Origin of the sequence: Streptomyces sp. SCL15-4, assembly GCF_033366695.1 — a bacterium.
Lineage (GTDB): Bacteria > Actinomycetota > Actinomycetes > Streptomycetales > Streptomycetaceae > Streptomyces.
Genome location: NZ_JAOBTQ010000001.1, coordinates 5165104 through 5179579, shown reverse-complemented (window position 1 = coordinate 5179579; position 14476 = coordinate 5165104). Strand labels below are relative to the sequence as shown.

Sequence of the window (14476 nt, the reverse complement as noted above, 5' to 3'; positions counted from 1 at the left end):
TATCCGTTTTATGCGCTTGGTGACATCATGTGGTGAAAGGTGCGGCCGGAGACGTCGATCCGAAGGAGTCCACCGCCATGCCCCAGCTCAGCGTGATCGTCCACGGGCCGAACGCGCAGGGGCACCTGGCCGCGCTGCTGGACTCCCTGGCGGCCCATCCCCTGCCCGACGCCGAGGTGATCGTCGCCGCCGTCGGCGACTGGGCGCGGGAGACCGCCGAAGGCCACACGCCCGAGACGATCGTCGTACCGCTGCCGGACGGCACCGGTGACGCGGCGGCCCGCGCGGCCGGTGCCGCCCGGGCGTCCGGCCGCTGGCTGCACTTCGTCCACGCCAAGGACGGCCTGCCGGCCGGCGCGCCCCGGCTGATCGCCGAGCGGACCGCCGAACTGGACACCACGGACGGCCCGGACCCCGTCGACGTCCTCCTCTTCGACCACGTCACCACCACCTGGCAGGCCGCCGCCCGCCCCTCCCCCGACGGCCGCCGCCTCGCCGCCGCCGGCCGCGCCGCCCGGCCCCTGGACGAGGCCGCCGACCTGCTGCGGCTCGCGCCGCTGCTCGGCAACCGCGCCCTGCGCGCCGCCTTCTGGCACGCCCACGAGGAACTCCTCGCCACCGACGACGAGCCGCGCGCCGCGCACGCCGCCCTGCTGCACGCCGGCCGGATCGCCTGCCTGGACCAGACCGCGTACGACCACCGCGTGCTGCGTCCGGAGAGCCTGCCGCCCCGCGCCCCCGGGGACCGTCTCGCCCTCGTCGACCGCTACGAGTCCCTGCTCCCGCTCACCCGGGACCGCCGCGCCGTCCACGCGGTGCTGTACGACCTGATGGTGCGCGACCTGGTCACCACCTTCGCCCGCGAGGACCTGCCCGAGGACGTGGCCCGCGAGTTCTTCCGCCGCGCCTCGCTGGCCGCGGTCCGCTGGCGCCCCGAGGGCCACCGCCGCCCGCCCGGCCTCGACGGCGTACGGCACGCGCTGCTGGAGGAGGACGCCTACACCCGCTACCGCGCGCTGCAAGCCGCCAACCGCGCCCGCCGCGCCGCCCGGACCGCCGTACGCGCCCGCAGGCGGCGGCTCGGCGCCAAGGTCCGCGACCACCAGTACCGGCGCGCGCTGAACCGCCCGGTGGACCCGGACCTCGCCGTGTTCGCGGCCTACTGGAACCGCGGGGTGGCCTGCAACCCGGCCGCGATCGCCGCGAAGCTCGCCGAACTCGCCCCGCGCGTCCACCCCGTGTGGGTGGTGACCCGGCGCAACGCGGCCCTGCTGCCGCCCGGCACCGACCACGTGATCCCCGGCACCCGCCGCTACTGGGAGACCCTGGCCACCGCCAAGTACCTGACGAACAACGTCAACTTCCCGAACGCCGTGGTCAAACGCCCGGACGCGGTCCACCTCCAGACCCACCACGGCACTCCGCTCAAGCGCATGGGACTGGACCAGCGCGACCACCCGGCCGCCGCCCAGGGCATGGACTTCGCCGCCCTGCTGGCCCGCGTCGACAAATGGGACTACAGCCTCAGCGCCAACAGCCACACCACCCGCATGTGGGAACGCGCCTACCCGTCCCGCTACACGTCGCTGGACTACGGCTATCCGCGCAACGACGTCTACTACACGGCCGGAGCCGCCGACGTCCGCGCCGCCCGCGAACGCCTCGGCATCGCTCCCGGACAGACCGCCGTGCTGTACGCCCCCACGCACCGCGACTACGAGGCCGGCTTCACCCCCCGTCTCGACCTCGCCGCCCTCGCCGACCGCCTCGGCGAGCACACCGTCCTCCTCGTCCGCGCCCACTACTTCTACGGCGGCGCCGCCTCGCCGCCGTACGGTCCGCGCCGCTCCGGCCGGATCGTCGACGTCTCCGCCTACGACCCCGTCGAGGAACTGTGCCTGGCCGCCGACGCGCTGGTCACGGACTACTCCTCGATCATGTTCGACTACGCCAACCTGGACCGTCCGATCGTGATCCACGCCGACGACTGGGAGACCTACCGCACCACCCGCGGCGTCTACTTCGACCTGATGGCCGACCATCCCGGCCAGGTCGCCCGCACCCAGGAGGAACTGGCGGAGATCTTCCGCTCCGGCGCCTGGCGCGACGCGAACGCGGCCAAGGCGCGGGCCGCGTTCCGGCGCCGGTTCTGCGAGTACGACGACGGGCGCGCCGCCGAACGGGTCGTACGGCGGGTGTTCCTCGGCGAGCCGGAGGAGGCGCTGCCCCCGATCCTCCCGATCGAGGACCGCACCCCCGCCCCGCCCCCCGAGGAGGCCACGGCATGACCCGCCCCGACGTCACGGTCACGGTCATCGTCCACGACGACGCGGCCCGCCTGCCCCGCGCGGTCGACTCCGTGCGCGCGCAGACCCACGCGAACATCGAGATCGTCATCAGCGACGACCACTCCACGGACGACACACCGGCGGTGGCCCGGCGGCTCGCGGCCCAGGACCACCGCGTCCGCGTCATCCGGCTGCCGGAGAACAGCGGCGGGTGCAGCGCCCCGCGCAACCGGGCCATCGAGATCGCCCGGGCGCCGTACCTGATGTTCCTGGACAGCGACGACGAACTCCCGCCGCGCGCCGTGGAGGTGCTGCTCGCCGCACACCGGGAACGCGAGGTGGACTTCGCCATGGGCGCGGTGCGCCGGGTCCGGGCCGACAACGGGCGCCGCTCCACCTGGATGCCGCACCTGGTCACCGAGCACCGCACCCTGGAGGGCATCGAGGAGGACCCCCGGCTGCTCTTCGAGCACCTGGCGACGAGCAAGATGTACGCGCGCGCCTTCCTGGACCGCCACCGGCTGCGCTTCCCCGAGGGCATCCACTACGAGGACCAGCTCTTCTCCGCGCAGGCGTACTGCCTGGCGAAGGCGTTCACGATCGTGCCGGACCCGGTGTACGTCTGGTACATCGAGCCGTTCGCCGCGGCGGACTCCGCCTCCATCTCCAACCAGCGGCACCGGCTCTCCAACGTCCGCGACCGGGTGCGCGTCCAGCGGCTGATCGACGAGTTCCTGCTCAGCAGCGGGCACGCCGGGCTGCGGGAGGACAAGGACTACAAGTTCCTCAAGCACGACTTCCGCATGTACGCCGGCGATCTGCCCTACCGGGACGAGGAGTGGCTCGCGTCCTTCGCCGGGATCGTGAACCCGTACCTGGACACGCTGTCCCCCGGCGCGTACGGCAGGCTGCCGCGGGCCGAGCGGGTGGTGCTGGAACTGCTGCGGCAGGGGCGCACGGACGACGTCCGGGTGGCGGCGCGCGGGCTGGGGCACGGGGTGGCGCCGCGGCGGGTGACGACCGACGGCACGGGCGTGCCGTACTGGGGCGACATCCCGCCGGCGGCGGAGCGCGCCCGCCGGGAACTGGACCTGTCCGAACTGGAGCTGGACACCCGGCCCTTCCCCACGGCGCAGTTCCGCCACGAGATCACGGAGCTGACGCACGGCCCCGGTACGGTCCTCACCCTGGCGGTCCGCACCTACGACCCCGGCCTGCGCCTGCCCGTCGGCCCCCAGCGCGCGTCCCTCCTGCTGACCCCCGGCCGGCGCCGCATGACGGTCCCGTTCCGCCTGGACCCGGTACGCCCCGGTGTCTTCGCCGGCACGGTCCGCCTGGACCTCGCCGCGGCCTCGCTCCCGGTCCAGGGCTTCGACGGCGTCCGCCACCCGGTGCTCCGCCTGGACCAGCAGGGCCTGTCCAACTCCGCACCGCTCCTCGCGCCGCCGGACTTCCCGCGCCACACGCTGCGCGTCCACCACCACGAGGTCACCACCGAACCCGAGCCCCGCGTCCCCGGCCGCCTCCAGCTCCGCTGGCGCCCGGTGGGGCTGACGGCCCGCGTCCTGCGTCCGGTGGCCCGCCGCGCCGCCCGTCCACGCGTGCGGAACGCCGCGCGGCTGGTGGCGAGTGCGCTGAGGTGAGGCGGCGGACACCGGGCGCCGCCCCTGCGGGGAGCCGTCCTCGCTCCGAACGGCTCCGGCCGGCACCGGCTCAGGGCACCACCCGGTACAGGATCTGGTGCCCTGGCCCCACGGCCGCCTCCCGCAGCCACGGTGCCGGACCACCGCCCACGACCCACCGCACCCCGTACTCCCGCAGGATCCCCCGCCGTTCCTCCCGTCCCGTCCCCGCCGAGAAGTACCGCTCCACCGCCGCCTCTCTGCGCCCCGCGTCCCGCAGGAACACGTCCGGATACCCGGGCGCCACGGTGTACGCCCCGTACGCCGGGATCTGCCGGGCCGCGAACGTGCGCGCCATCACCACGTCCCCGTACCGCACCCCCGCCCGCACCGCCCACTGGTAGCCCGTCCACGGCGCCCGGTACTTCGCCGCGACCACCCCGGGCAGCGCGTCCCGCCGCACCACGTACCCGAGCGTCCCGGCCTGCGCCCACGCCCCCGCCGCCAGCGCGCCGAGCAGCACGCACGCCCACCCCCGCCGCACCGCGCGCCGTCCCGCCGACACCACCTCCAGCGCGGCGGCGAGCTGGGCCGGGATCAGCGCGGCGGGCAGGGCGCGGCCCCAGGACCAGTGGCCGGTCAGGCCGCCCGCCGCCACCGTCAGGACGCCGAGAAGGAAGAACAGGACCAGCGGGTCCCGGCGGTCGCGGCGCAGGCGGCACCCCAGCGCGACCACGCCGGGGAGCGCGTAGCCGAACCGGCCGGCCGGGTCCCGGTACAGCGACCGGTGGACGGCCTCCAGGTCCGCGCCCGCCGAGAACAGCGCGAAGAAGTCGTAGTACGGCCAGAGCCACAGCACCAGCAGCCCGAGCGGCGGTCCGGCGGCGAGGCGGAGCAGGGTCGCGCGGGCCGGACGGGCCGCGATCACCACGGCCAGCCCGCCCAGCGTCGCCACCACGCCGGTGAACTGGTGGCACAGCAGGATCAGCGCCCACAGCAGCCCCAGCCCGAGCCCCGTCCCCCGTCCGGCCGCGCCGCGCGCCGCCCGGGTCAGCCACGCCCAGAAGTGGAAGGCGAGGCCGAGGGCGCACACGCTGGGGTACGCCATCGTCAGCGCCAGGGAGTTCAGGCCGAGGAAGCCGCTCCAGGCGAACCGCGCCGGGCCCCACAGGAACAGCAGGCCGAGCAGGGCCAGTGCGGGGGCGGCGCGGTCGGCGGTGAGGGTGCGGACGTAGCTCCGCACACCGGTCACCAGCAAGGCGAGTCCGGCGAGCGCGGCCAGGCGCAGCACGACGAAGACGGACAGCCCGGTCGGCCTGGCGACGAGGCCGAGCAGCAGCGTCCACGGCGAGTAGTACGGGCTCGGCGTGTCGGCGTCGACCAGCGGATTGCCGGGATGCAGCGGGCTGTGCCGCAGCCGCTGGAGAGTGGCCGCGTGCATGCCCAGGTCACCGGCCCACGGCAGCCGGACGACGACGAGGAGCAGCACCGCCGCGACCAGCGCGGCGACGGCCCACGCCGAGACCCGGCCGGCGCGGGCCACCGGGCCGCGCGCCGGCGCCGTACGGCGCTCCCGTTCGGTGTCGGACGGCGCGGTGTGCATGATCCACCGACCCTACGCCGCCCACCGCCCGCACACGCGAAAGGCGCCCCGGGCCGCTGCGGGCCCGGGGCGCCTTTCACGCCGTACGGCTACGAGTGCGTGCGCAGCAGCGTCCGCATCGTGCGCATCGCCACCGACAGGTTGGCGAGGTCGAAGGAGTCCGAGCTGCGGATCTCCTCCAGCGTGGTGCGGGCCCGGCCCAGGATCGGCGCGTTCTTCTGCTCCCACGCCTCGAACCGCTGCTCCGGCGTCGAGGTGCCGTTGCCCACCGCGAGGACGTCCGCGGTGAGGGCCGCGTGCGCCGCGTACAGGTCCTCACGGATGGAGGCGCGGGCCATCGACTGCCAGCGGTCGGTGCGCGGCAGCTCGATGATGCGGTCCATGAGCTGGGTGATGTCCAGGCGGTCGGCGAGGTCGTAGTACACCTCGGCGACGTCCAGCGGCTCCTTGCCCATGCGGTCGGCCACCGACACGATGTCGAGCGTCGGGAAGGCGGAGGAGAAGCCGGCCACGCGGGTGGCCACCTCGTCCGGGACGCCGGCCGCGGACAGCTCGTCGTACACGTGCTGGTACCACTCCAGGTCCGCGCCGCGCAGCAGCTTCGGCAGCTCCTGCCAGACCCGTTCGACCCGCTCGGCGAAGAAATCCACCGTCTCGGCGAGCTGGAGCGGCTGCGGCCGGTTGTTCAGCAGCCAGCGCGTGCCGCGCTCGACCAGGCGGCGCGAGTGCAGCCGGATGCGGGTCTGCACGGCCGCGTCGACCTTGTTGTCCAGGGCCTCCACGGCGTCCCACACCGAGGCCGAGCCGAAGATCGCGCGGGCCGCGGTCTGGGCGCGGACGATCTCCTCCAGGGAGGCGCCGGTCTCCTCGCGCAGCCGGTGCAGATACGTCGTACCGCCCGTGTTGACCGTGTCGTTGACCAGCACGGTGGTGGTGATCTCGCGGCGCAGCGGGTGGTTGTCGATGGCGTCGGCGAACCGCTCGCGCAGCGCCGTCGGGAAGTAGGCGTGCAGCAGACCGCGCAGGTACGGGTCGTCCGGCAGCGAGGTGTGCAGCAGCTCCTCGGCCACCGTGATCTTCGTGTACGCCAGGACGACGGCCGTCTCCGGGCTGGTCAGGCCCTGGTTCTGGGCCAGGCGCTCGCGGATCTGCCGGTCGGTCGGCAGGAACTCCAGCGCCCGGTCCAGGTGGCCCTCGCGCACCAGGTGGCGGATGAACCGCTGCTGGGCGTGGAGCATGTCCTTGGCCTGGAACAGGGCGTTGGCCAGGGCGGTGTTCTGCGCGTAGTTGTTGCGCAGGACCAGCGCGCCGACCTCGTCGGTCATCTCGGCGAGCAGCTTGTTGCGCTGCTTGACGGTCATGTCGCCGTCCGCGACCAGGCCGTTCAGCAGGATCTTGATGTTCACCTCGTGGTCGGAGGTGTCCACGCCGGCGCTGTTGTCGATCGCATCGGTGTTGATCTTGCCGCCGTGCAGGGCGAACTCGATCCGGCCGAGCTGGGTCAGGCCCAGGTTGCCGCCCTCGCCGACGACCTTGGCCCGCAGGTCCTTGCCGTCGACGCGGATGGCGTCGTTGGCCTTGTCGCCGACGTCGGCGTTGGACTCCGTCGACGCCTTGACGTACGTGCCGATGCCGCCGTTCCACAGCAGGTCCACCGGCGCGCTGAGGATGGTCCGCATCAGGTCGGCCGGGGTCATCTTGGCGACCTTGCCGTCGATGCCGAGGGCCTCGCGGATGTGGCTGTTGAGCGGGATCGACTTGGCGGTGCGCGGGAAGATCCCGCCGCCCGCCGACAGCAGCGAGGTGTCGTAGTCGGCCCAGCTGGAGCGGGGCAGCTCGAACAGGCGGCGGCGCTCGGCGTAGGAGGTGGCCGCGTCCGGGGTGGGGTCGATGAAGATGTGCCGGTGGTCGAAGGCGGCGACCAGGCGGATGTGCTCCGACAGCAGCATGCCGTTGCCGAACACGTCGCCGGACATGTCGCCGATGCCGACGACCGTGAAGTCCTGGCTCTGCGTGTCCACGCCCAGCTCGCGGAAGTGCCGCTTGACGGACTCCCAGGCGCCGCGCGCGGTGATGCCCATGCCCTTGTGGTCGTAGCCCGCCGAGCCGCCGGAGGCGAAGGCGTCGCCCAGCCAGAAGTCGTACTGTCCGGCGACCCCGTTGGCGATGTCCGAGAACGTCGCGGTGCCCTTGTCGGCGGCGACCACCAGGTAGGTGTCGTCGCCGTCGTGCCGGACCACGTCCCGCGGCGGCACGACCTCGCCGGCCACCATGTTGTCGGTGATGTCGAGCAGCGCCGAGATGAACGTCTTGTAGCTGGCGATGCCCTCGGCCAGCCAGGCGTCGCGGTCCACGGCCGGGTCGGGCAGCTGCTTGGCGACGAAGCCGCCCTTGGCGCCGACCGGCACGATGACGGTGTTCTTCACCATCTGCGCCTTGACCAGGCCGAGGATCTCCGTGCGGAAGTCCTCACGCCGGTCCGACCAGCGCAGGCCGCCGCGCGCGACCTTGCCGAAGCGCAGGTGCACGCCCTCCACGCGCGGCGAGTACACCCAGATCTCGAACGCCGGGCGCGGCGCGGGCAGGTCGGGGATGGCCTGCGGGTCGAACTTCATGGAGACGTAGTCGTGCGGCTCGCCGCCCGGTCCCTCCTGGAAGAAGTTCGTGCGCAGGGTCGCCTTGATGACGGTCAGGAACGAGCGCAGGATGCGGTCCTCGTCCAGGCTGGCCACCTGCTCCAGGGCCGCGTCCAGCTCCTCCAGCAGGGCGTCGGTGATCTCCACGCCGGCCTGCTGCCGCTCCGGGGACATCCGGGCCTCGAACAGGGAGACCAGGAGCCGGGTGGTGTGGACGTTGTTGCGGAGGGTGTCCTCCATATAGTCCTGCGAGAAGGTCGAGCCGGCCTGCCGCAGGTACTTGGCGTAGGCGCGCAGCACCATCGCCTGCCGCCAGGTCAGCCCGGCGCTCAGCACGAGGGCGTTGAAGCCGTCGTTCTCGGCCTTGCCGGTCCAGGTCGCGGCGAACGCGTCCTGGAACCGCTCGCGGCCGTCGTCGCCCAGGTAGTCGCCGTTGCCGCCGCCGAGCGACTTCGGCATGCGCAGGCCGAAGTCGTAGATCCAGGCGGTGGTGCGGTCGGCGCAGCGCAGCTCGTACGGCCGCTCGTCGGTGACCTCGACGCCGAGCCGGCTCAGCACCGGCAGCACCTTGGACAGCGAGACCGTGCCGCCCTTCTGGTAGATCTTGAAGCGGCGCTCGTCCGGCGCGGCGCCCACCGGCTCGTACAGGCTCAGCGAGAAGGCCTTGTCCTCGCTGAGCTGCTCCAGGTGGACCAGGTCGGCGACGGCGGCGCGCGGGCTGTGGTCGGCCTTGTAGCCCTCGGGGAAGGCGTGGTGGTAGCGGCGCAGCACCTCGGCCGCGCGCTCCTCGCCGCACTCGGCGGTCAGCGCCTCGGCGAACGCGTCGGCCCAGGAGCGGGCCGCCTCGACCAGGCGGGCCTCGATGCGCTCCTTGTCGGCGTCCGACAGCTCGGACAGCTCGGTGCCCTGCGGGACGCGGACCACGAAGTGCAGCCGGGAGAGGATCGACTCGGTGTTCCAGGCGGTGAAGTCGACGCTGGTACCGCCCAGCTCCTCCTTCAGGATGTCGATGATCCGCAGGCGCACGCCGGTGGTGTAGCGGTCGCGCGGGAGGTAGACGAGGGCCGAGTAGTAGCGGCCGTACTCGTCCTGGCGCAGGTACAGCCGCAGCCGGCGGCGCTCCTGGAGGTAGAGCACGCTGGTGACGATGGACTGGAGTTCGGCGACCGGCGTCTGGAACAGCTCGTCGCGCGGGTAGGTCTCCATGATCTGGAGCAGGTCGCGGCCGTCGTGGCTGTGCGGCGAGAAGCCGGCCCGGGCCAGGACCTCGTCCACCTTGCGGCGGATCACCGGCACCCGGCGCACGGACTCGGTGTACGCGGCGGAGGAGAACAGGCCGAGGAAGCGGCGCTCGCCGACGACGTTGCCGTCCGCGTCGAACTTCTTGACGCCGATGTAGTCCAGGTACGACGGCCGGTGCACGGTGGCCCGGCTGTTGGCCTTGGTCAGCACCAGCAGCTTGTGCTCGCGGGCCTTGGCGCGGGCGTCGGCCGGGAGGCGCTCGAAGGAGGGGCTGACCGGGTGCTGGTCCTCCTTGGCGTGGTGCGGGTCCGAGCGCAGTATGCCGAGACCGGTGCCGGGCACGGCGGCGAGCGTGTCGTCGTCGCGCAGCCGGTACTCGCGGTAGCCGAGGAAGGTGAAGTGGTCAGCGGACAGCCAGTGCAGCAGCTCGCGGGCCTCCCCGACCTCGGGGCGGGGCAGGTCGGCGGGGACGGGCTCGCTGCCCAGGCCGTCGGCGATCCGGGTCGCCGCGTCCCGCATCTTCTGCCAGTCCTCGACGGCCTCGCGCACGTCGGACAGCACGCGCAGCAGGTCGGCGGCGATCTGCTTCAGGTCGGCGCGGTCGGTCTCCCGGTCGATCTCGACGTGGATCCAGGACTCGATGTGCGCGTCGTGCGGCAGCTCCTCGCCGACGGGCGGGGTCGGCAGCACCTCCAGCAGCTTGCCGGTCAGGTCGCGGCGGACCACGAACTGCGGGTGGATGACGACGTGGATGCCACGCCCCTGCCGCGTCAGCTCGTTGGTGACCGAGTCCACGAGGAAGGGCATGTCGTCGGTGACGACCTCCACGACCGTGTGGCTGCACGTCCAGCCGTTCTCTTCCACGGTCGGGGTGTACACCCGTACGTTCGCGGTGCCCTGCGGGCGGGTCTCGGCGAGCCGGTAGTGCGAGACCGCGGCGCCGAAGACGTCGACCGGGTCGCGGTCGGCGAGGTCTTCCGGCGCGGTGTGCAGGTAGTAGCGCTGGAGGAACGCGAGCACGGATTCGCTGTCCGGGGTGCCGGGGGTGCCCTCGCTCGTCGTCCCGGTCGGTAGGTGCCCCCCGACCGGGCTGTTCTCAGCTACCCGTGCGGCCCTTTCGAGCAGCTCGGCCTTGGCTTCGTCCAGCTTGGTCTGCATTGTCCTCTGGCTCCTGTCGCGCGCCGTTGCGTGACGTAGAAGGAAGTTCTGTCTCTTCCCTTGCGACACAACGCCACGTCCCGGGGTGTCCGGTCGCTTCCGACGGTATGCCGCGAGGTGAGATGAGCGGGGATGATTCGGCCAATTTCATGACGCCGGCCGGGTGTGACGCTGCTCTCGGCAGCGTCGTGATCCGGACCGTTCTCGGCGCCCCGGGGGCATCGGCGCCCCCGTCCCGCCCGCGAAGACCAGCGACCGCCGCCCGGTCACGGAGATAAGCCGTGCAACCCGGGCGCAGGGCGGGAGCATGATCGCCCCCGCGGGATATCGCGCTGATCACGCCACAAGGCTATCGCTCTTGCCCCGGGGCGCGTCATGAGCCGCATGTGTACAAAACCGAGCGGTGAAGTTTGACGTTCTGCACAGCGGCGGTGTGAGGGCGGGTGACGTATCCGGCCATCCGGTGGGGCCGGCCGTCCGGGCCGGGCTCCCGGGTCATCCGGTCGCGTCCCCGCGTCCGCCGCCGCACTCTGAAAAGCACCGGGCCCTCTTGGCAAGCGCGCCCGGCGGGGGCACGGTGCCGGAGTCCAGCGTCCCACCGCGGAGGCCGGAGTTCCACCCTCATGCACGGAGTCTGCGAGGAGCCGACATGCCCACGAAGATCCTCATCGTCACCGGAGACGCGGCGGAGTCCCTGGAGGTGTTCTACCCCTACCAGCGGCTGCGCGAGGAAGGCTACGAGGTCCACATCGCGGCCCCCACCCGCAAGACGCTCCGCTTCGTCGTCCACGACTTCGAACCCGGCTACGACACGTACACCGAGAAGCCCGGCTACACCTGGCCGGCCGACCTGGCGTTCGCCGAGGTCGACCCAGGTGCCTACGCGGCCCTGGTGATCCCCGGCGGGCGGGCGCCCGAGTATCTGCGCAACGACGCGGAACTGCGCAAGATCCTCAAGGCGTTCTTCGACGCGGACAAGCCCGTCGCCCAGATCTGCCACGGCCCGCTGCTCACCGCCGCGGTCGACTCCCTGCGGGGCCGCCGGGTGACGGCCTACCCGGCGCTGGAACCCGACATGCAGGCGGCCGGCGCGGACTTCCAGGACACCGAGGCGGTCGTCGACGGCACCCTGGTCTCCTCCCGCGCCTGGCCGGACCACCCGGCGTGGATGCGGGAGTTCCTGAAGGTACTGCGGGCGACCGCACCGGCAAACTGAGACCGCGCAACCGGCCTCACGGCGAAACCGGGCCGCGTCACGGGGTGGTGGCCGCGTGACGGGGCCTTGGCGGCGTCTGCGGCGGTGGGGCGGTGATCGCTTCGCGGAGCGGCGGACGCGCCGCGGGAACCGGGCGGCGTCCGGGGCGGTGGGCGGACGGCACGTCGCGGGCGCGGCGTCACACGTCACGGAGTCCTCGTCGCCGGGGCTCGGCGGCGTCTGGGCCGGTCGGGCGGAGGACGCGTCGCGGACCCGGGCAGCGTCCGGGACGGCGGGCACGCCGCGCGGGGCCGGGCCGCGTCGCGGGCCCGGGCGGCGCCTGGGCCGGTGAGGCAGCGGGCACGTCGCGGGGCGGCGTCACGCGTCACGGAGTCCGGGCCGCGTCGCCGGGGCTCAGCGGCGTCTGAAGCGGTGAGGCGGCGGACGCGTCGCGGACCCGGGCAGCGTCCGGGGCGGTGGGCACGCCGCGGACCCGGGCAGCGTCCGGGGCGGTGGGCACGCCGCGCGGAGCCCGGGCCGCGTCTGGGCCGGTGAGGCGGACGGTACGGCGCGGGGCGGCGGGCGTCCGCGGGGCTTCCCGCGTCCGTGCCGGGCACGCCTCGCCGTGCGGTCAGGCCGCTGTCCTCCGCGCCTCCGCGACCGCCTCGGCCAGTGTGTCCACCACCGGCACCCCGGCCCCTTCCAGACTGGCCCGGCTGTGCGATCCGCCGCTGTACAGCACGGCCCGCGCCCCCACGTGCCGTGCCGCGAGCGCGTCGTCCACCGCGTCCCCGATCACCACGGTCCGCTCCGGCTCCGCCACCCCCGCCAGCGCCTGCAGATGCCGCACCATGTGCTCGGCCTTGCTGCCGCCGGACGGCCCGGTGCGCCCGTCGACCCGCAGGAAGTGCGCCTCGATGCCGAAGCCCCGCACCAGCGGCAGCAGCTCCTCGTGCCCGTACATGCTCAGCAGCGACTGGCTGTGTCCGTCCGACCGCCACCCGGAGAGCAGCTCCCTGGCCCCCTCGGTCAGCCCGCACCGCACCCGGTGCTCGGTGTAGTGCCGGTGGAAGGTGCCGTCCATCAGCTCCCACTCGGCGTCGCTCGGCAGCCGGCCGAGCAGCCGCTCGTAGAACTTCGGCACCGGCACGCAGTACAGCGAGCGGTACTGCTCCAGTGTGATCGGCGCGAGCCCCAGCTCGGCGAAGGCGGCGTTCGTCGCCCCGATGACCGCGTCGATGTCGTGGAAGAGGGTTCCGTTCCAGTCCCAGACGATGTGCACAGCGTGCGTCCCCATGTCCAAGACCGTACCCGCCGCCACCGACAATCACGGCATCGGTCCAGGTCAGCCCTGTCCGACCAGGTTGGGGATCTCCTGCGTGGCGTACCACAGCAGCTCGTGGTCGTCCGCGCCGTCCACGACGAACCGGGCGTCGTCGTCCCCGCCGTCCGCCGCCTTCAGCGCCTGCGCCGCCGCGGCCACGTCCGGCTCCGCGTCCTCGGCGTCGACGTGCACGGAGGCCGCCTTGGCCAGCGGCACCGAGACCCGCACGGTCACCTCGCCGAGGGCTGCCGGTTCCAGCCCGCGGTCCGGGTCGGCGCTCGCGGCACCGTCGGGCACGTCCACCGCGACCACGACCCGGCGCCGTACCGCCTCCGGGTCCGCCGCCAGCAGCCGCAGGGAGGCCAGCGCGGCCCGGCCGAGCGCCGCGTACTCCAGTTCCTCGATGTCCTCGGAGAGGTACCACTCGCGCAGGGCGGGCGTGACGGCGTACGCGACGAAGGGGGCGTTCCCCAGCCCGCCCGTCCTGTGCGCCTCGGCGAGAGCGGGGAGGGTCAGGGGGACGTAGACGCGCATGCTGGCCGCTCTTTCCTGGTCAAAGGCTCCGCTGGGGCCCCGGGGAGAGCGGCGGGCGCGTCTCCCGGAGGGCCTTCAGGATACGTGCGCCCGTCCCCTTTCGAGCCCCTCCCCACCCCCGCCGAACCGTCAGCTCCAGGCCCTCGATTCACCCTCTCCACCCGCCTGTCCACGGGCTCCGGGCTCCTCGCCTCACCCTGATAGGTGAACTTTTCCGGCCTCGTCCGCCGGTCGCGCCCGGCTTGCCCGCGTCTCCCGCACCCCGTACAAGATCCCCACCACTTGGTTACCGCCCGGTATCCCCCGGGCCCGCCGAACGGGGTCCCCCATGAACAAGGTCATGAGCCGTGCCGTCCAGCCCCGCCCGCGCCACCGTCCGCCGACCCGCCGGGACACCCGCCGTCCCGGCGGCGCCCCGCCCCGCATGCCGAGCCGCCCGGCGGCCACGCGCGCCGACAGGCCCCGTACGGCGCCGGAGACGGCCCCACGGCAGCCCCGCCCCACCGACCTCTTCGCCGACCGCCTGCTCGCCGTCCTCAGCGGCCAGCGGCCCGTCCACTGGATGCTCCGCCACACGGCGGGCCACGCCTACGACGATCTGGCCCGCCTCGCCGAACGCAGCCCCCTGCGCACCCGCGGCGCCCGCCCGGTCGTCCACGACATCGGCTACTACGTCGCCGGCGAGGGCACCCTGGAGGTCTTCGCCCGCATCGCCACCGGCGAACGCCTGCGCGCCATGGCCTTCCGCCTGGAACGAGGCCGGGACCTGCGCTGGCGCTGCACGGCGGTGGAAACAGGCCCCGCGTGACGCCCCCGGCGAGCCCACCGCCCCCGGACACCGAAAAGGGCCGGGCTCCGGAAACGGAAACCCGAC

At 73.5% G+C, this 14476-nt stretch carries 8 protein-coding genes; 4 read left to right on the top strand and 4 right to left on the bottom strand.

The features are described from left to right. Nucleotides 1-77 precede the first annotated feature (77 nt). Together SCK26_RS23190 and SCK26_RS23185 are read left to right on the top strand one after the other, a co-directional pair. On the top strand, nt 78-2288 hold the full coding sequence (locus SCK26_RS23190; RefSeq protein WP_318203244.1) for a CDP-glycerol glycerophosphotransferase family protein: 2211 nt from the start codon (nt 78-80) through the stop codon (nt 2286-2288). Next, on the top strand, nt 2285-3931 hold the full coding sequence (locus tag SCK26_RS23185; protein ID WP_318203243.1) for a glycosyltransferase family 2 protein: 1647 nt from the start codon (nt 2285-2287) through the stop codon (nt 3929-3931). The genes SCK26_RS23190 and SCK26_RS23185 overlap by 4 nt, the downstream gene beginning before the upstream one ends. A gap of 70 nt (nt 3932-4001) precedes the next feature. Here the strand turns inward: SCK26_RS23185 and SCK26_RS23180 are convergent, their stop codons facing one another. Together SCK26_RS23180 and SCK26_RS23175 are read right to left on the bottom strand one after the other, a co-directional pair. Further along, nucleotides 4002-5513 carry a hypothetical protein gene (locus SCK26_RS23180; protein WP_318203242.1) on the bottom strand — a complete coding sequence of 504 codons (1512 nt, stop codon included), beginning with the start codon at nt 5511-5513 and terminating at the stop codon, nt 4002-4004. Nucleotides 5514-5602: 89 nt separating this feature from the next. Continuing rightward, complete coding sequence (locus SCK26_RS23175; protein ID WP_318203241.1) at nt 5603-10549, bottom strand: NAD-glutamate dehydrogenase; 4947 nt, start codon at nt 10547-10549, stop codon at nt 5603-5605. 649 nt (nt 10550-11198) lie between these two features. On the opposite strand from SCK26_RS23175, the gene SCK26_RS23170 reads away from it, so the two are divergent. Then, nucleotides 11199-11765: a DJ-1/PfpI family protein gene (locus tag SCK26_RS23170; RefSeq protein ID WP_318203240.1), complete on the top strand. Its 567-nt coding sequence runs from the start codon at nt 11199-11201 to the stop codon at nt 11763-11765. A 610-nt stretch (nt 11766-12375) separates the two neighbouring features. Here SCK26_RS23170 and SCK26_RS23165 read toward each other — a convergent pair. Then, nucleotides 12376-13041, bottom strand: coding sequence for an HAD family hydrolase (locus SCK26_RS23165; protein ID WP_318203239.1), 666 nt, complete (start codon nt 13039-13041; stop codon nt 12376-12378). A 48-nt stretch (nt 13042-13089) separates the two neighbouring features. Further along, nucleotides 13090-13602 carry a DUF6912 family protein gene (locus tag SCK26_RS23160; RefSeq protein WP_318203238.1) on the bottom strand — a complete coding sequence of 171 codons (513 nt, stop codon included), beginning with the start codon at nt 13600-13602 and terminating at the stop codon, nt 13090-13092. 328 nt (nt 13603-13930) lie between these two features. On the opposite strand from SCK26_RS23160, the gene SCK26_RS23155 reads away from it, so the two are divergent. After that, nucleotides 13931-14410: an Rv3235 family protein gene (locus tag SCK26_RS23155; RefSeq protein WP_318203237.1), complete on the top strand. Its 480-nt coding sequence runs from the start codon at nt 13931-13933 to the stop codon at nt 14408-14410. The last annotated feature ends 66 nt before the right edge of the window (nt 14411-14476 follow it).

Excerpts from the sequence above, each read along its gene's own strand:
- SCK26_RS23190 (WP_318203244.1), top strand. The coding sequence starts at position 78 with ATGCCCCAGCTCAGCGTGATCGTCCACGGGCCGAACGCGCAGGGGCAC.
- SCK26_RS23185 (WP_318203243.1), top strand. The coding sequence starts at position 2,285 with ATGACCCGCCCCGACGTCACGGTCACGGTCATCGTCCACGACGACGCG.
- SCK26_RS23180 (WP_318203242.1), bottom strand. The coding sequence starts at position 5,513 with ATGCACACCGCGCCGTCCGACACCGAACGGGAGCGCCGTACGGCGCCG.
- SCK26_RS23175 (WP_318203241.1), bottom strand. The coding sequence starts at position 10,549 with ATGCAGACCAAGCTGGACGAAGCCAAGGCCGAGCTGCTCGAAAGGGCC.
- SCK26_RS23170 (WP_318203240.1), top strand. The coding sequence starts at position 11,199 with ATGCCCACGAAGATCCTCATCGTCACCGGAGACGCGGCGGAGTCCCTG.
- SCK26_RS23165 (WP_318203239.1), bottom strand. The coding sequence starts at position 13,041 with ATGGGGACGCACGCTGTGCACATCGTCTGGGACTGGAACGGAACCCTC.
- SCK26_RS23160 (WP_318203238.1), bottom strand. The coding sequence starts at position 13,602 with ATGCGCGTCTACGTCCCCCTGACCCTCCCCGCTCTCGCCGAGGCGCAC.
- SCK26_RS23155 (WP_318203237.1), top strand. The coding sequence starts at position 13,931 with ATGAACAAGGTCATGAGCCGTGCCGTCCAGCCCCGCCCGCGCCACCGT.